The 18,120-nt window shown below is 77.3% G+C and carries 5 protein-coding genes; all 5 read left to right on the forward strand.

Annotation, left to right across the window (positions count from 1 at the left end; genetic code table 11):
- The first annotated feature begins 494 nt into the window (after positions 1-494).
- The 5 genes from AC1WTP_RS14130 (at position 495) to AC1WTP_RS14150 (ending at position 18,112) form a co-directional block, all read left to right on the forward strand.
- Positions 495-2,663, forward strand: a complete 2,169-nt coding sequence (locus AC1WTP_RS14130; RefSeq protein ID WP_481649698.1) for a hypothetical protein — start codon at positions 495-497, stop codon at positions 2,661-2,663.
- Entirely contained in the window at positions 2,660-12,250 is a 9,591-nt protein-coding gene (locus AC1WTP_RS14135) for a DUF6603 domain-containing protein (RefSeq protein ID WP_481649699.1), read from the forward strand. Before AC1WTP_RS14130 ends, AC1WTP_RS14135 begins: the two co-directional genes overlap by 4 nt.
- Positions 12,250-13,590 (forward strand): hypothetical protein, encoded by a 1,341-nt coding sequence (locus AC1WTP_RS14140; RefSeq protein WP_481649700.1) that lies wholly within the window; start codon positions 12,250-12,252, stop codon positions 13,588-13,590. The genes AC1WTP_RS14135 and AC1WTP_RS14140 overlap by 1 nt, the downstream gene beginning before the upstream one ends.
- Complete coding sequence (locus AC1WTP_RS14145; RefSeq protein WP_481649701.1) at positions 13,587-14,624, forward strand: hypothetical protein; 1,038 nt, start codon at positions 13,587-13,589, stop codon at positions 14,622-14,624. The genes AC1WTP_RS14140 and AC1WTP_RS14145 overlap by 4 nt, the downstream gene beginning before the upstream one ends.
- 68 nt (positions 14,625-14,692) lie before the next feature.
- Positions 14,693-18,112, forward strand: a complete 3,420-nt coding sequence (locus AC1WTP_RS14150) for a DUF3892 domain-containing protein (protein ID WP_481649702.1) — start codon at positions 14,693-14,695, stop codon at positions 18,110-18,112.
- Positions 18,113-18,120 lie beyond the last annotated feature (8 nt).

An 18,120-nucleotide genomic window follows, 5' to 3' on the forward strand; every position in this document is an offset into this window, starting at 1 on the left:
CCGCGGCGTCCCGTGGGCGTGGCCGCGGGCACGGGGGATCGCCGTCGGGTGACTGGCGTCGTGGGGCAAACCTTCGGGATCACGGCGGCACACCGGCAAGGGATGAGTCGCCTTTCCGCAGCACGACTGCCCGACCGGCGCTGGCCGGTCGCTGATCGACGTCCGGGCCCGGTCGAAGGTGTCCACCGTGGGCAGGCCTTCCACCGACGCGAGCCGGCGTTCGACTGAGTGCACAGTCAACTGTTGTCCACCGTGACTGGTTGACCGGGCCAACCAGTAGGCCGGCCGGAGCGGCTCAACGGTGGAGGGCGGCTGTCGTTTCGGTTCGTTCCCCCGCCGGCACGGACCGTAGCGTCCGAAGGGCGACAGAGTTTCGCGGTCGACCATCCGTAGCCTCCCGGCAACTCCCGCGCCGAACCTGTCGGTGAGGGCGGGAACCGAGGGGGGACAATGGATTCGCGTGTACGGCGGGCTGGCCGCCGGGTGGACGAGTCGTGACCGCGGTCGCGGAGGCGGTGGCCGCCGCCGGCCTGGTGGCCGAGCATCCGGGTGCCACGCCACCCATGACCTACAACGTGCTGTTGCGGGTGCCCGCGGGTTCGGCCGCCGGCACGCCGACCACCGTGGCCGGCACCCTGCAGAACACCGTCGGCGGCCGACGCGCCCCGACGCAGCGACCGACGCTCTCGCTCTTCCTGGGGCCGGGCGCGACGCTGCGCGGGATCGCGTACTGGCTGCTCAAGACCGTCAAGCCGGCCGGCGCGCCGGCCGCCACGCCGTACGACGAGATGCGGGTGGCCCGGGCGCTGTGGGCGTGGAACCGGGACTACCTGGCCGCGCTCGGCGGGCCGGCCGCCTGGCGTACCGGCCTGTGGCTGCCGGTGCCGGTGGAGATCGCGGCCGGTGGCGCGCAGTGGGTGACCGACTGGGACACCGTCGCCGGCTGGGCCGACGGCCTCCCGACCGGGGTGGGCGTCCTGCTGGACGAGCCCGCCCAGCACCTGCCGCTGCCCGACCCGGCCGCGCTGACCCGAACGGTGACCGCCGGGCTGGCCGGCCGGGATCTCGACGAGGTGGCCGACGACGTCGAGCGGGACCTGGTCGGCAACCCGTTCGAGGCGGTGTTCCGGATCGTGGAGATCCTGCGCCAGGTGCGGGCCGACGATCCGGACGACGCCGTGGAACTGGCCGCCGCCCTCGTCCGCCGGCTGGCCGGTTGGGAGCTGGTGACCCTGGCCGGCGTGACCGCCGGGCACGCGCTGCTGCGTCGACTGTGGGCGCTCGTCGGCCCCGCCGACGACGGCGACGCCCGGGACGCCCGGGACGCCCTCGGGCCGGCGCTCGGCCTGACCCGCACCGGCTCCGGTGACTGGCAGCCGCCGGATGTGGTCGGCCCGACGGTGGTCCCCGAGGAGCTGCCCCCGGTCCCGCCGGCGCCGGCGGTGAAGGGGAAGAAGCCGGCGCCACCGGGCCTGCGGTCGCCCTGGAAGGAGCCCACCGAGAACCCCGGCGGGCGGCACAGCATGGTCCTCGGCCGGGACCTCTGCCTCGGCGTCACCGACAGCTACACCCAGAAGAACGGCACCAGCTGGACCGGTCCCGCCTACGCCGGTCGGCTGGACCCGGCGCGGTTCATCCAGGACAACGCCGCGGCGATCGGGTTCACCACCGCCGAGGAACGGGCCCGGCTGCGGGTCACCGAGCTGATCGCACCGAACGAGGGGCGGCTCGACGCCGCCCGCGGCGCGGACAAGGGCACGCTCTCCACCGGTATCCAGCAGTGGTCGGCGCACCTGAACGAGGAACTGCCGGTCCTGCTCGCCCGGTTCAAGCGGGTCGCGCCGGACCACTACGACCTCTTCTTCGGCATGTACGGGCTGGACACCGAGCCGTGGTGGCGGGCCGGCGGCAAGGAGGCCGCGGTCGAGGTCGCGGACCCGGCGCAGGTCCGCGCCGCCAACCCGGAGGCCTTCGACGCCGCCGGCACGGCCCGGGAGGGCAAGGAGTACGCCCTGCGGTACGCCACGCTCTTCCGGGTGCCGTCCGGCGGCGGCCGCCAGCGGCTGGCCGAGCCGCCGGACAGCGTCACCCAGGTCCTGCCGCGGCACACGTTCTTCGGGGTGAGCGCGAAGGGCAAGGCCTACACCGTCGCCCCGGAGTGGTGCGGCCGGATCCGGCTGGCCTCGCTCTGCTCCGTGCCCTACAACGTGGTGCAGGTGTGGACCGCGGTCTGGCGGTTCGAGCGGCTGGCCCGCCAGCCGCTGGGCAAGGCGAAGCTGCTCGTCCGCGGCCGGCAGTACCGGATCCGGGACTTCGTCACCTCCGAGTACGCCGCGGCGCTCGTCATCGACCAGCACATCAACGCGCCGTTCTGGGTGACCGAGGCGATCGACCGGGCGATCAACCGCACCGAGCGGGCCATCGCCAGGATGGCCGAGCCGGCGCGCACCGAGTTCCGGCCGTTCGACGAGGGCGCCTCGGGTCCGCTGCGCGCGCCGTGGCTACGCCTCTTCCAGATCAATTACCTCGCCGAGCGGAACCTCGTCGGCAAGGCCGACCGGGACATGCGGATCACGGGTCTGCATGACCGGTTCGACGACACCAATGGATGGACCGGGCTCGATCCCGAACCCGGCAGCTTCGCGGGGTGGGTGGGCCCATGATCAACGTTGACGGCATTCCCGCCGAGGTCGAGGACCTCGGCATCGCACTGGGCCTGCTGGCGCCGTCCGGCGGCGGCGTCCGGCTGGTCGAGGAGTTCTTCGCCGACCCGTGGACCCGGGTCGGCAGGCTGGTCGCCAACGACGTGCAGCGCGCCGCGCTGGTACGCGCCATCGAGGGCCTGCTGCCCGCGGCCCCGCCGCGCTTCCCGACCGACCCGGCCGGCCAGCTCGGCCGGATCGCCCGGCACGTGCCGCTGTTGGAGGAGGGCGGCAAGGGGCAGGTCTACCTGGTCGTCGAACGCACCGGGGTGGCCGCGTCCGCCCCGCTGACCCTGGCGGTCGCGGCCGAGGCCGGGCCGGTCGCCGGCGGCCCCGCCGTCACCGCGCGGCTGGACCTGCTGGTGGCCGCCGGCGGCGCGGTCACCCCGGTCGCGGCCAGCCGGAACCACCCGATCCGGCTGCGGGCCCGGGCGCCGCTCGGCGACACCGGGGCCAGCGTGGAGGCCGCCGTCCTGCTGGTCGCCCCGCCCGACGAGGGGCTGAGCCGGGTCACCGTCACCGTCCGGGGCCTGCCCGGCACCACCGAGCCGCTGGTGCTGGACCCGGCCGCCGACAGCTCCCAGCTCGCCCTGCTGGTCACCGCACTGCTGCGGTACGTGCTGGCCGAGGTGGGTGACGGCGTGCCCGGCCCGGTGCACCTGGTCGCGGCGAACCTGCCCGGCCTGCTGGGGCTGACCCCCGGGCTGGTGCCGCTGCCGCTGGGCGACCTGGCCGCCGACCCCGCCGCGTTCCGGTCCTGGCTGGCCGCGCTGGTCACCGCCCGCACCCCCGACGGCGCGCCCGGCCTGGTCGGCTGGCTGGACTCGGTCGCCGGCCTGCTCGGCGCCGACCCGTCCAAGCGCACCGACCTGCCCACCGACGCCGACCCGCTGCTCATCCCGGTGGTCGCCGGCCCGCCGTCGGTCGACCTCACCGTGGCCGTCCGCACCGACCCGGCCACCGGTGCGAACGCCCTGGTGGTCGGCGCCCGGGTCACCTACCACGGCGGCGGCGCCGCGCTCGACGCGGCCGTCCGCGGCGACGCCGTGCTGCTGGTGGTGCCGCTGAGCGGGTCGGCGCCGGTCACCCTCTTCGAACGCCTCGACGTGCTGGTCGCCGCACCCGCCAACGGCGGACGGCTCTACCCGGCCGCCGGCGAGCCGGCCGGCCCCGTGCAGGTCGGCGGGCTGCGTGCCGGGCTGCGCTACCTCGCGGCCAGCGGCGCGATCACGCCGGTGCTGGAACTGCGCGACGTCACCGTCGCCATCGGCGACGATCCGCACCACCTGGACCGGGTCGACCTGACCGACGCCCGGTCGCTGACCTCGGCCGCGCAGTCGCTGCTCGAGGAGGCGATCGAGGCGGGGCTCGGCCCGGCCGCCGGCCCGGTCGCCGCGCTGCGGCACCTGCTCGGGCTGGGCACCACCCCCGGCGTCGACCTCGGGCTGCTGACCACCGCGCCGACCCGCGCGCTGGCGGCCTACTACCGGCAGTTGCGCCAGGAACCCGACGGCTGGCCCGGCGTGCTGCGCGAGGTGGCCCGGCTCGCGGGCACCGCCGGTGCGGTGGTGACCGGCGCCGGCACCCCGGCCGACCCGTGGCGGGTCCCGGTGGACGCGCTCGCGGCCCCGGCCGGCGCACCCGTTGCCCTGGACCTGGTCCTGTGGGACTCGGGCACCGCCGCCGCGCCGGTCGTCGAGCTCGGCCTCGCCCTGCGCGGCGGCGCCCACCTCGACGCGACCCTGCCGTGGCGGGTCGACGTCCGCGCCGCGCTGGCCAGCATCCCGCTCGACGGGGCGACCGGTCCGGCCTGGCTCGGCGGGGTCACCGCGACCGCCGCCTTCGAGCCGCCGGCCCTGGCCGTCGGCGCGCCGGTGCGGGTCTCCACCGACGGGATCCGGGTCCACGTCACCTGGTCGCTCGGGTCGCCGGTGCACGTCGCCGCGGCCGTCGACGACCTCGCGGTCACCGTCGACGGGGTGGCCCACGTGCTGGGCGACCTCACCCTGCCGCCGGCCGGCCCGATCGACCCGGCGCTGCCCGATCTCGGCCTCGGCCTGGACCCCACCGCGCTGTGGGGGGCCGCCCGCGGCCTGCTCGCCCGGGTCGCCGAGTCCTGGGCCGGCCCGACCGCCCGCGACCTGCTGGCGCTGGTCGGCATCGCCGGACCGGGCAGCACCGGCCCGCTGGCCGGCCTGCCGCCGCTGCTGCCGCCCGATCCCGCCGACCTGTCGTCGCTGCTGGCCGACCCCGCCGCCGCGGCGCGCCGGTGGCTGGCCGACCTGGCCCGCGACGAGGAGGCCCGCACCGACGACGGGACGCCGTACCTGGTCGCGCTGCTGCGCCTGCTGCAGGCCGCGCTGACCGACCGGCTGCCCGCCCTGCCCGGGCAGGACCTGCCGCAGGTCGACCTGCCGGTCGCCGGCGGCGGCACCGCGACGGCACCCTGGCGGGTGCCGATCCACCACGCCGGCGAGGACGCGGTCGAGGTGCTCGCCTGGCTGGAACCGCAGGGCCCGCCCGCGCAGTGGGCGATCGCCCCGCTGGCCGACCGGTTCGCCGACGCCGGAGCCGACTCCGACGATCCGGCGGCGACCGAGGCGATCCCGGTCACCGGCGCCGACGTGCTCGCGGTGGCCGAGGTCGCCGGGGCGTACCGGCCGGAACTCGGCGACGTGCTCGACGGCATCGACGCCGCCCACGCCGCGGCGGCGCTCGGCGCGCTGGCCGGTGTGCTCGCCGAGGGCGACGGGCTGGTGCCCGCCGGCGCCGCGCCGCCGCCGGAACCCGGCTGGCGCGCCGGCACCCCGATCGCGGCCACGCACGACACCCTCACCGGCGCGCCCGCGGCCGTCACCCAGATCCGCGACGAGATCGCCGCCCGCACCGCGGCCGCCGGTGACGACTGGGCGGTGCTGCTGCTCGCGCCGCCGCTGGCCGGGTCGCGGCCGTGGGCCGACCTGCTCGGCGACGTCGCCCCCGACCAGGTCGCCACCGTGGACCTGCGGGTGCCGGGGACCCCGCCGCACCTGGTCGACCTCGGCACGCTGCCGGCGGCCCACTGGTACGTGGTGGACCTCGCGGACGACGGCACCCTTCCCGCCGCCACCGCGCTCGGCGCGCTGCGGCACGTGCAGGACGCGGTGCGGGCGGTCCGACCCGGGGTGCGGACGGTGCTCGTCGGGCACTCGTACCTCGGTCTGGTCGCCCGGCAGCTCGCCGCGACCGTCCCCGCGCAGGTGCTCGGCCTGGTCACCGTGGGCACCGCGTTCGACGGCACGCTGCTGCCGCTGGACGCGCCCGCGGTGGCCGACGGGGTGCGGCTGGCCGCCGTACTGGCGCCCGCCGGTCTGCCGGCCGCGCCGCTGCTGGACGCCGCGCTGAGCCTGCAGCGCCGGCTGCTCGACGGGTACGCCGCCGCGGAGCCCGGCGTGCAGGCCCGTCCCGGCCCACTGCCCGCCGCCGCGTTCACCCGTTGGCTCGGCACACCGGTGGACCTGGCGGGGGTACCGGCGCTCGCGTTGTACGGCAGCCTCGGCGACGCCGACGGCAGCGGTGATCTGCGGGCGGTGCTGCTCGCCGCGCTGACCACCCACACCGTCGAGGAGGCCGGGCCGGTCGCACCGCCCAGCCACGCGGTCGCCGCGCTCCGGCTCGCGCTCGACCTGGGCAGCCCCGCGGCCGGGGATCCCGAGGTCGACGTCGACGTACGCCTCGGACTCGGCGCGGTGGCGCTGGACCCGGCGGCGCCGGACGAGCTCCCGTCCGCGCAGGTCCGCATCCGGGTCGCCCGTCCCGACGGGTGGCTGCTCGGTGGGCCCGGCACGGGCCGTCCGCTGCCCGCCCGGGTGCGCGCCCTCACCGTCCGCGCCACGGTGCGGGCCGGCGTCGCCGCCCCGGTCACCGAGGTGGACGTGGTGCTGCACGACGCCGCCCTGCGCGGCGAGTCGGCCACCGCCGCCGACCTGACCGACCCGCGGGCGCCGGAACTGCTCGACGCCCTGGTGCGGGAACTCGACCGGGTCGCCGCCGCCGACGGCCGGCTGGCCCGGCTGCTGAACGAACTCGCCGCCCTCGGCGTCCTGCACCGCGCCGCGCCCGGCCGGCCGGCCGGGCTGCTCGCCGACGCGGTCGGCGCGCTGCGTACCGACGCCACCGGGTGGCTGGCGCCGCGGCTGCCGGCGCTGGTCGACCGGACCGCCGGGCTGCTCGGACTGGTCCGCGACCCCGGCGCCGCCGCCGGCGGCGGCCCCTGGCGACGTCCCCTCACCGGGCTGCCGGTGGAACTGGTACTGGAGGCCCAGCCGTGGCGCCTGACCGCCCGCACCACCGGCGCCGGCCTGCGGCTCGGCCACGGGGCGACGCTGACCGGCGCCACCACCGTCCGGCTGGCCGACCCCACGCCGCAGGTGCGGGCGGCACTCGCGGTCGGCGGCGTCACCCTCACCCGGACCGCCGGCGGGGTGTCGCTGGCCGCGTCGTGGCTGCCCGAGCCGGTCGGGCTGTGGCCGGCCGCCCCGGATCTGGCCGCCCGGCTCGCCCCGCTGCTGCCCCGGCTGCTCGTCGGCGGCGCGCTCGGCGTCCTGCTCGAACAGCTGACCGGCGAGGACGTCCGGGTGGCTTCCCTCGACGGGTTGCTGACCGACCCGGCCGGCTGGCTGCGACGCACCTTCGCCGGCGCGCCCGGCGCGCCGCCGCAGGCCGCGCCGCTGGCCGACCTGCTGCGGCTGGCCGCGGCACCGCTGGGCCTGGCCGCCGATCCGGCGCACGCCCTCACCCTGCCCGGCGGCGTCGCCGTCGACCTGCTGGACGTGGGCACCGCCGAGGCCCGGGCGCTGCGGTTGCTGGTCGGCACCGACGCCCCGATCGTGCTCTGGGAGGACGACGCCGGTCCGGCCACCCTGGACCTCGCGCTGCGGCTGGACGTCGACGCCGCCCGGCAGGTCCAGCCGGGCGGTGAGCTGACCCTGCACCTGCCGCTGCCCGGCGACTGGGGCGCGCTCGACCTGCGGCTGCGCGCCGACGCCGGCGGCCTGTCCGTGGCCGTCACCCCGGCCGCGCTGGGCGCCACGGTCACCCTGCTGCCGGCGGTGAGCGGCCTGGACGCCCTGGTGGAGGCCGCCGGGGCGCGGCTGCTGCCGGAGGTCCTCGACCGGCTGGTCGAGGGCGTCGGCGCGCGTACCCCGCGTCCCGCCGTGCTCGACGACGCGCTCACCGTCGCCGCGGCACTCGGCGTCTACGACCCGGCCGCCGCGCCGCACGGCTTCGCCGCCCGCACCGGCGCGCTCGCCGACCTGGTGCAGGACCTGGCCGCCGGGACCCTCGCCGACGCCGGCCGGGTCGCCGCGCCCGCGGTCGTCGCGCTGCTGCGCCGCGTGCTGGGTACGGCCCAGGTGCCGCAGCCGGCCACGCCGGGGGAGGTGGTGGTGCAGGTCGGCGTCCTCGGCGGCACCGTCGAGCTGCGCACCGACCTGGCCGCGTCACCGCCGGCGCTGCGGCTGTCGGTACGGGACGTCACCGCCGGCGCGGTCACCGCCGACGTGGTGGTCGGCTACGCCCACCCGAACGTGACCGCCCAGCTGGCCGCCCGCGCGTACGTCGACACCGGCCTCGGGGTGACCCTGCGGGCCCGGCTGTCCGCACAGGCCACCGCCGCCGGGCTGGCCGTGCGGCTCGGCCTGCTGGGCAGCGACGACGCCGGCACCGGGGAACTGGGCGTCCAGCTCGCGCCGGTGGTGCAACTGCCCGGGCCGGCGGAGCTGGCGCAGCTCGCCCAGCGGCTGGTGGTGCCGATGGCCGGCACCCTGGCGCTGCGCGCGGCCGAGCCGTGGCTGCGCAGGCCGCTGTGGTCCGGCGGGCGTACCGCGGCGCAGATCCTCGCCGGCGCGGAGGTGGCCGTCGACACCCCGGACGGGATGCGGATGGCGGCCGTCCTGCCCACCCCGCTCGGCGTGCTGCGCGGGGCGCTCGACGCGGTCGCCGGGGTCGACGTGCCGGTGCCGGGCGGGCTGGCCCTCTCGGTGGCCGCCGACGGCGCCCGCTACGGCATCGTGCTGAAGGGCGCGCTGACGCTGCCCGCCGGCGACACCGCGGTGCAGCTGCGCTTCGGCCTCCCGGACACCGTCGATCCCGGCTGGGGCCCGGCCGGTCGGGGGGTCGGCCTGCTGCTGCTGGACCTCACCGACCCGGCCGCGCCGCAGCTGCGTCCGGTGCTGCGGCTCGGCGGGCTGGGCATCCGGGTCGCCTCGTCCGCGTCCGGCAAGGCGCTGGTCGAGACCGGCGGGTTCCGCCTCGGCGCGGCCAGCGCCCACGTCCGCGCCGACCTGGCGCTGACCGGCACGGTGGCGCTGAAGCGACCGACCGTGGTGGACGGCGCGGTCATGCTCGACGGGCTGGGCTTCCCGATGGCCCCCGGCGGGGGCGGCGCCAACCCGGTCGCGGCGTCGCTGCTGCAGACCGGCGGGGGCGGCGACGCGGCCCCGGCCAACCCGCCACTGGACGTGCTGGTCGCCCGGGGCGGCGGCAGGTGGCTGGTGCTCTTCGGCGGGAAGGCCGAGGCCCGGTTCGAGATCAACCGGAGCTTCGGTCCGCTGCACATCGCCGAGCTGGCGTTGCTGTACCGGGCGGCCACGTCCGGACCGGGCAAGGTCGGGGTGGCCGTCGACGGCGGCGTGGCCGTCGCCGGGCTCACCGTCGACGTCGACGACCTGTCGCTGCTGGTGCCGCTGCGCAACCCGGCCGACCTCCGCGCCTGGGAGGTCGACCTGGCCGGCCTGTCGGTGTCGTTCAGTTCGCCGGGGGTGTCGGTCGCGGGCGGGCTCGTCAAGGTCACCGGCGCCAACGGCGTCCAGTACGACGGCATGCTCTCGGTCGACCTGGCCGGCCGCGGCCTGACCGCCGTCGGCTCGTACGCCCGGCCCCGCGACGACCTCGGCGAGTACACCTCGCTCTTCGTGTTCCTCTCCGCCGGGTTCCCGCTCGGCGGCCCGCCGTACCTGTACGTCCTCGGCCTGGCCGGCGGCGCCGGGTACAACCGCCGGCTGATGGTGCCCCGCGACCCGCAGGGCGTGCCGGCGTTCCCGCTGGTGAAGGCGATCGACGACGGCGGGTTCGGCGGCTCCGGCGGACCGATGGGGGCGCTGGCCCGGATGTCGAAGGACATCCCGCCGGCGCGGGGCGCGTTCTGGCTCGCCGCCGGGGTGAAGTTCTCCACCTTCCAGCTGCTGCACACCACGGCGCTGGCCTACGTCTCCGCCGACCGGGGACTCGAGGTCGGCCTGCTCGGCCTGATGCGGATGGCGCTGCCCGACTCGCAGTCGGCGCTGGTGAACCTCGAACTCGCGCTGGCCGCCCGGTACAGCACGGTGGACAAGGTGCTCTCCGTCCGGGCGGCGCTGACCCGCAACTCGTGGCTGCTCAGCCGCGACTGCCAGGTCACCGGCGGGTTCGCCTTCGTGGTGTGGTTCGACCGGCCGGAGGTGCTGCTCTCCATCGGCGGCTACCACCCCCGGTTCAACAAGCCCGCGCACTACCCGGACGTGCCCCGGGTGGGGTTCCACTGGTCGGTCGGCGGCGGTGTGGTGGTAAAGGGCCAGGCCTACTTCACCCTCACCCCGTCGACGGTGATGCTCGGCGGCCGCCTGGAGGCCTCGTACGACCGCTCACCGGTGCGGGTCTGGTTCATCGCCGCCCTCGACGTGTACCTGCGGTGGGACCCGCTGACGTACGACATCACCGCCAGCGTCAGCGTCGGCGCCCGCTTCACCATCAAGGTGTGCTTCTTCGCCTGCGCGCGGATCAACGTCAGCGTCTCCCTCGGCGCCAGGGTGCGCATCCAGGGCCCGCCGCTGCACGGCACGGTCACCGTCGACCTGGCCATCGCCTCGGTCACCGTCCGGTTCGGCAAGGCGCAGCCGCAGCCGTACCTCAGCTGGAAGGAGGTCCGGGTCAAGTACCTCGGCGGCGGCGACCCGGCGCGGCCGGCGACCAGCGGCACGGTCACCGCGGGCACGCTGCCACCGGTGGTGGGCAGCCGTCCGGACGGCACGGCGGAGCGGCCGTGGACGGTGGCGCCGGAATTCGCGGTCCGGGTCGAGTCGCTGATGCCGCTGTACGGCTGGCGGCTGACCGGCAGTGGCCGCGCCGACGACCTCACCGGCGGGCGGGAGGTCGACGTGGTCCCGGCCGGCTCGAACATGGCCAGGACCCGCGCGATCATGGTCGTCACGGTCGAACAGCGCAGCGGCAGCACCTGGGTCGCGGTGCCCACCGCGCAGATCCAGCAGCTGCGGCTGGCCACGGCCGGCACCGGCTTCCCGGCTGCGCTGTGGGACGCCGCCCTCGCCGGTGCGGCCAACGGCGGCTCGACGTCCACCATGGTCCGCGCGCTGTCCTCGGTGGACCTCGCCGCGCCGATCACCGTCTCCGAGGCGACCGGCGTGCTGCCGGACGTGGCCCTGGCCACGATGATCGAGGAGGAGACGCAGCGGCACCTGCCGCTGTCGGTCCCCGGCACGGTGGCGCCGGCACCGTCGGTGCTGCGCCTGCGACGTACCGCCGGCGCCACCGCCGCCGAGCCCGCCGGCACCGCGGCCCTGCGCACCCGGGCGGTGCCGACCGGGCCGCGGCTGCGGGCGACCGTCTCGGCCGACCAGCACCGGGGTGCCGCCCGGGCCACCCGCCGGGTCGCCGGCCCGGCCGGGCGGGACGCCGGGACGGCCCTGCCGGTGGGCAGCACCCAGGTCTGGGACACCACCCACGCCGGCGGGCTGCGGCTGCGCCTCGACGAGGGGCCGGCGCCGCTGCGACTGGTCACCTTCACCGGCACCGGCGCGCCGCTCAGTGACGGCCCGGCCCGGCCCGGTGCCCGGGTGCCCGCCGACGCCGCCCGCGCGGTGCTCACCCCGGCGGCCGGCGGGGCCGCCGGCTGGGCCGCCGACACGCCGCTGGTCCCGGTCACCGAGGGCGTGCTGGTCGCGCCGGGCGCCACCGTGCTGTTGCCGCACCCGTGGCGTCCGCCGGTCCGCTACCAGCAGGCCGGCGAGCACGTTCCGGTGCCCGCGGCGCTGCTCTCCGCCGCCGTCGACGGCCTGGTCACCAACCTGCCCGGCACGACCCGCGCGGTCGTGGTGTCGCTGGAGCCGGTGTCCGCCGACGCCCGCCTCGACGACGTCCGCATCGAACTGGGCGGGGTGCGGGTGAGCAGCCGGGAGGACGCCCCCGACGCCGACCAGCCGCACCGCATCCTGCTGACCGTCGACGCGGAACGGGGCGCCGACACGATCTCGGTGCAGGTCGTCGCGGGGGAGGGCTGGCGGGTCTCCGGGGTGATCGGCACCCCGGACTACGCCGTCGACACCCGGCTGACCGCCGCCCGTCGGGAACTGGCCCGGGTCACCAGACCCGCGAGGGTGCCCGGGCGGCCGGGCGTCGCCGCCCGGTCGGCGGCGCGTACCGCGGTCGCCCCGGCGGCCGCGCTCTCCGAGCCGGCGACCCCGGCACCAGCGGCGGCGTTCGTCGCCTTCGACGACGAGGAAACGGAGGCGTGATGACGGAGACTCCCGTGGCGCCGGGTTCGATCCGGCTGCACGACAAGGTGACGCCGTCGCTCACCGCCGGCATCTACCGGTTCACCAGCAAGCTGGAGCTGACCGGCCGCGGAACGGAGGCCGGCCCCCCGCCCGAGCACCTCACCCACGTCCAGGTCGGCGCGCCCCGGCTAGCCCTCGACACCAGCGAGGTCACCGGGCACCACCCGCCCCGGGACGCGGTGGGCGCGTTCGGCGACCGGTTGCCGCACGTCGTACTGGGTCGGCGGACCCTGCCGTGGGAACGGCGGTTCACCGACGGCACGCCCTGGCTGGCACTGCTGGTCGTCCGGGCGGAGGAGGCGAGCCTGGTGACCGGCCCACTGCGGACGATCATCGGCGAGACGGCGTTCAACCGGCTCGACGGCATCGAACCGGTCGATCCCAACCGGGCGGTCGTCGGGTTGCGCGCCAAGGACCTGGCCACCTTCCGGGCGCTGCTGCCCAACCGCGCCGATGTCGGGCTGCTCACCCACGTCCGCCAGGTCAACGTCGCCGACACCGCGCTGGCCGGCAGCGACGACGACGGCTGGTTCGCCGTGGTCACCGCCAACCGGCTGCCGCTGGGCGGGGCCACGCCCGTCAGGTACACGGCCTGCCTGGTCTCGCTGGAGGCCCGCGACGACGTCTGGGCGACCAACCTGACCAGCACACCCACGTTGATCGTCCTGGCGTCCTGGCCGTTCGTGACCAGTTCCGCCGGCGGCACCTTCGAGCACGTCGCCGCGCACCTCGACCTCGGCGCGTTCGGCGCCCCGCCGGCCGGGCAGCCCCCGCTGGTGGACGCGGACGGGGCGCTCGCGCTGGCCGGCACCCGCCGCGACGGCACCCCGGCCACCATGGGCTACCGCTCGCCGCTGCTCGGCGCGGCCCCCGACCCGCTGCCCGCCGGGCCGGACGACGTGACCGGCGGCGCCGCGTTCGAGCTGGGCCGGTTGCTCGCCGCCGCCGACGGACGGTTCATCCGCGAGGTGGTGGGCTGGCACCGCGCCGCCGACGACGCCGCCCGCGCCGGCAGCGCGGCGAACCTCCGCGCGGACAGCGCCCGCGCCTACACCGCCGCCGGCCCGGCCCTGCGCCGCGCCGCCGCGGCGGTACCCGCCGACGGTCCCGCCGCCGCAGCGGCGGACCTGCGCGCTGCCCCGCCAGCCGCCGACAGCGTCGACCCGCTCGCCGACTTCGGCACGACGTTCGCGCAGCGGCTGCTGTCCCGGACCACCCGCGCCGACCTGTGGCAGGCGCACCCGGGTGGCGACAGCGTCATCCCGCGCCAGCTGCGCCCGGAAGGAGAACCCTCGTGACCACCCACCTGTCCACCGGCGGGCGACTGCTCGCCGAGCGGCTCGGGGCGCTGGTCGGCCCGCTGGCCGATACCGCCGGGCAGCCCGAACCGCGGGTGCGCGCCCTGGTCGCCGAGCGGTCCCCGGCGCGTACCGTGGCCGCCGTCGCCGGGGCGACCGCGACGGCGGCCACGGACACGCCGCCGCTGCCGCCGTACGTCGAGCACCTGCTGGCCCGCTGGAGCCTGCTGCACGACCTGCCGTTCCGCTACCTGGTGCCCGACGCCCGGCTGCTGCCCCCGGAGTCCATCCGGTTCTTCCGGCTGGACCCCGGTTGGCTGGAGCGGCTGCGGGCGGGCGCGCTCGCGGTCGGCGGCGACGGCAGCCGGGAACGCGCCGGCACCCGGACGCTGCTGCCGCGGGTCACCGCCGCGGTCACCGAGCAGCTGCCGCTGGTACGCGAGGTGCAGCGCACCCGCATGTCGATCCCGGTCGCCGCGGACCTGCTCGCCGAGGCCCGGACCACCGGGGAGCTCACCGCGGCGGCCGGGGAGGTCCCGGTCACCGGGTTCCTGCTGCGCTCCTCGCTGGTCAGCGGCTGGCCCGGGATGGAGGTGCGGGCCTGGGCCAACGACGACCCGGCCGACGTACGCCCGGGTGTGGACCCGGACGAGCTGGCCCGCACCCGACCCGACCTGGTGGTGGAGCTGCTGCGGCTGGAGCGGCTGTCGCCGTCGGTGCTGGTGGCGTTGTTCCGCGGCGCCCCCCGCCTGGTCTGGCTGGAGGAGCCGCCGCAGAGCGTGCAGTTCGGCCTGGAAGCCGACGGGACCGGCTGGCGGGCGCCGATCCGCGACGGGGCGGGACCCGACCTGGGCAGCGTGGTGGTGCCGATGCGCCCGGGCCCGGTGCCCGGCGTGGTGGACGTCAAGGGTCTGGCCGCCGCCCTGGACCAGGCCCGCCGCCTGCCCCAGCCACGCGGCGGCGCCGCCCTGGCGCTGTCCCTGCTGCAGGCGCCGTCCCGGCAGCGGTTCGGCTCCTCCACCCCACCGTCCTGATCCCGCGGCCCCGCCGACCCACCGCCGGGCCCGACACCCGGCCCGCCCCGAACAAGGGAGCCCCTTCCGTGACAACTCTCCTCGTCCCGGTCGCGCTCGACGTCCTGGTCGTCCGGGAGCCCGGTGCCGCGTCCGACTGGGCGAACACCGCGCTGACCCGGCCCACCCCGCCCGCCAGCGGCCGGGTGCAGCAGGACCTGCTGCCCGAGCCGTTCAGCGCCCGGTCCACCGCCCGGCCGCCGGGCGCGCACCTGCACTGGGGGCTCCCCGACGGGCTGACCCGCGGCGTCGCCGACGACACCGGCGCCACCACCTTCCCCCCGGTGCCCGACCGGTGGCTGGTGGTGCGGCTCTCCGGCGCGGCGACGCCCGGTCCGCGCGCGGTGGAGGCGTGGCTGCTGCCGTACGCGGGCGCGGTCGAGCCGGTGCGGGTGGACCGCGCGTTGACCGGACCGACCCTGCCCGCCCCCGGCGCCGCACCGAAGTCCCCGCTGACCGCGCTTGGCCACGGCGACCTCGGCTGGGCCGGCTACTACGACAACGTGACCCACCGGTTCGCGCTGCACGACGAGTTGACCGGGGTGACCGGGCCGGTGGCGTACCTGGTGGTGGGTTGGTACACCGACCTCACCCGGGACCCGCTGCGGGTGACCGGGGAGACCGCGCACGCCGAGCGGATGGAGGACCTCGGCTGGCAGGTCCACCCGCCGCTCGACGAGGACGGCGACGGCGACGCGGACCAGCCGGTGCCGGACCGGTCGGTCTACCACGCGGCGGCGGTGTCCATCGGCTGGCCGGCGCCGAACTGGCCGGGCGACGGCGGGCTGCTCGGCCGGGAGACCGACTACCGTCCGGCGCCGGACCAGGTGGCGCTGGCCCTGGGGGAGACCCTGGCCGAGGCGCTCGCGGCGGTCGCCGCGGAGCCGGACGACCCGGCCGACGCGGCCCGGATGGTCGAGGCGCTGCTGCAGGGCGCGCTGGCCGAGGTCACCGCCGCCGACGGCCCCGCCCAGTTGGACGCCTCGCTGCACCAGAGCCGGTTCGGCTCGACCCCGGCGGCGGCCGGCAACGAGTACATCTGGCAGCCGGCGACCGGCTCGGGCGGCGCCGCCGGTGGTGGGGCCTTCGTGCAGGTGGAGCGGACCCGGCCGCGGGTGTGGCACGCGTTGGAGCCGGCGCTGGTGGTGGCCGGCGGCGGGCGCAGCCCGAAGCACGGCGCGGACGGCCGCTACTCCGAGCTGGGCAACCTGCTGTGCCGGGTGGACGGGCAGACGGTACGCGGGTTCGGCGTCGCCGGCGGCGACCCCGGCCGGGGCGCGGCGGTGCTGCCGCCCACCCCCCTGGCCGGGCTGTTGCCGCAGTACGCGGTGCCGGCGGTCGCCACCGACCTGCTCGTCGAGCTGGCCAGCCTCGACCCGGGCTCCGCGCCCGACCTGGCCCGGTCCACCGCCACCCAGCCGTCCCCGGTGGCCGCCGCCCGGGCCGCCTGGTGGGCGTCGTTCGACCCCGGTGTCGGTGATCCGACCACAGCTCCGCCCGGTGCCGTGGTGGACGGTCAGCTGCCCAGCCCGGTGGGGGTGACCCCGCCGAGCCGGCCGTGGAACCCGTTGCTGCTGGAGTGGACGGCCAGCTACCTGCCGTCCCCGGGTGGTGCGCACGACTGGCCGCTGGGCGAGGTCGACTACGACCTGCCGGTCGCGGTGACCGAACCGGCTGCCGAGACCGGCCGTACGCTGCGCGGGCGGGTGATGCTGTCGGCGTCGGCGACCGCGCTGCTCGACGGCACGATCGACGCGCAGGACGCCGAACGCGACCTGCTCTCCGGCGAGCTCGTGGGGATCGCCGAGCAGTTGCGCCGCGACGCCACCGGCCTGGTGGTGGACGCGCCGAACGCCACCGACTCGGCGCAGCCGCCGCAGCCGCCGCGCGCGTCGGACTTCGTCGCCCTGCGCGCCGGATACCTGCGCGTGGAGCGGGCCCGGCTGGTGGACGGCTTCGGCCGGTTCCTGGAGGTGCTCGGCCCCGACGTGGCGACGGCGGCGCCGGTGACGCACGGGGTGACGCTGGCCGTGCCGGGGCACCCGGACCTGGCCGCGCTGCGGCCCCGGTTCACCGCCCCGGCCCGGGTGCTGCTGCGCTTCGCCGACGCCTCCGGCACGCCCCGCGACGCCGACGCCGGGGTCAACCCGGTCTGCGGATACCTGGTGCCGTCGCTGGTGGACCGGACGCTGGAGTTCTTCGACGACAAGGGCAGCGGCTACGGGCGGCTGCGCCCGGACCCGGAGACGGTGACCGCCTGGGAGGAGGATCCGGGTCGGCCGGCGACGCTGGGCGCACCGCCGAGCCGGTTCCTGCCGAACCCGCTGCTCGCGCGGTTCGCCGACCGCATGCTGGCCGCCGACAACGCGCTGGCCACCGCCCGGGCGGACGGCCATCCGGCCGGCGGGGCGCAGAGCGCGCTGGAGTCGCTGCTGCGGGTGCTCGACACCACCCGGTGGACGGTGGACGTGACCGGCCGGGCCGGCGACGAGCACCTGGCGCTGTTGCTGGGCCGTCCGGTCGCGGTGGTGCGGGCGTACCTGAAGGTGGAGGTGGAGGATCCGCGGCAGCCTCCGGAGAACGCGCGGACCGGTGTACGGGTGCGGTTGGGCACGTTGTCGCGGGCGCAGGACGGGCTGCTGGCGTACTGCGTCGGTGACGACATGGACCGGCTGCACATCGTGGACCCGGCGGTGGCGCTGCTCGCGCCGGGTCTGCCGGACGAGAGCGGGGTGGCCGCGCTGCCGGGCGCGGACCCGATCACCTCGCCGTACGTGGACACCTCAGGGGTGTTCACGGTGAACCCGGGGGTGCCGGTGCCGCTGACCCTGCTGATGGTGCCCGGTTCGGACGTGCACGTCACCGCCGGGCTGGTACCGCAGAAGTCGGTGGGGCTGCTGCGGGAGTGGACGGCGCCGGCCCTGTCCCGGCTGTCGCCGGCGTTGCGCTACGGCCCGGTGCTGCGCGACCTGGAGACCACGCGCCTGCCGTTGCCGCAGGACGTGCGAGGCTCGTGGCACTGGCACCGGCGGCCCCGGCCCGGGGAGTGGACCAGCGACCCGGTGGTGCCGACCACCCCGGACGCGTTGCTGCCGAACGAGCCGTCGGTGGCCAGCGAGGGTTGGTTGCAGGTGGCACTGGTCGCCGACACCGAGTACCACGACGCCGCGGTGCCGGTGCGGGTGAGCTGCGTGCGGACGTTGAACGGGACGACGATCGGGCTGGGCGGGCAGAACGGCGACGGCAGTCACTTCCTGATCCCGGTGCCGGAGGCGATCGAGCTGATCGGCAGCGGGCGGTTCGCTTTCTTCGTGCAGGAGCCGGGCACGGCGCGGACCGCCATCCGGGTGGTCCGGCCGAGGCTGGGCCGGCCGTACCTGCGGACGGTGGCCGACGACGCCTCCCCGAACAACCTCGACAGCCTGCCGGAGTGCGGCCACGTCCGGTGAACACGGAG

This window comes from Micromonospora sp. R311 (assembly GCF_056780015.1).

Excerpts from the sequence above, each read along its gene's own strand:
- AC1WTP_RS14140 (WP_481649700.1), top strand. The coding sequence starts at position 12,250 with ATGACGGAGACTCCCGTGGCGCCGGGTTCGATCCGGCTGCACGACAAG.
- AC1WTP_RS14135 (WP_481649699.1), top strand. The coding sequence starts at position 2,660 with ATGATCAACGTTGACGGCATTCCCGCCGAGGTCGAGGACCTCGGCATC.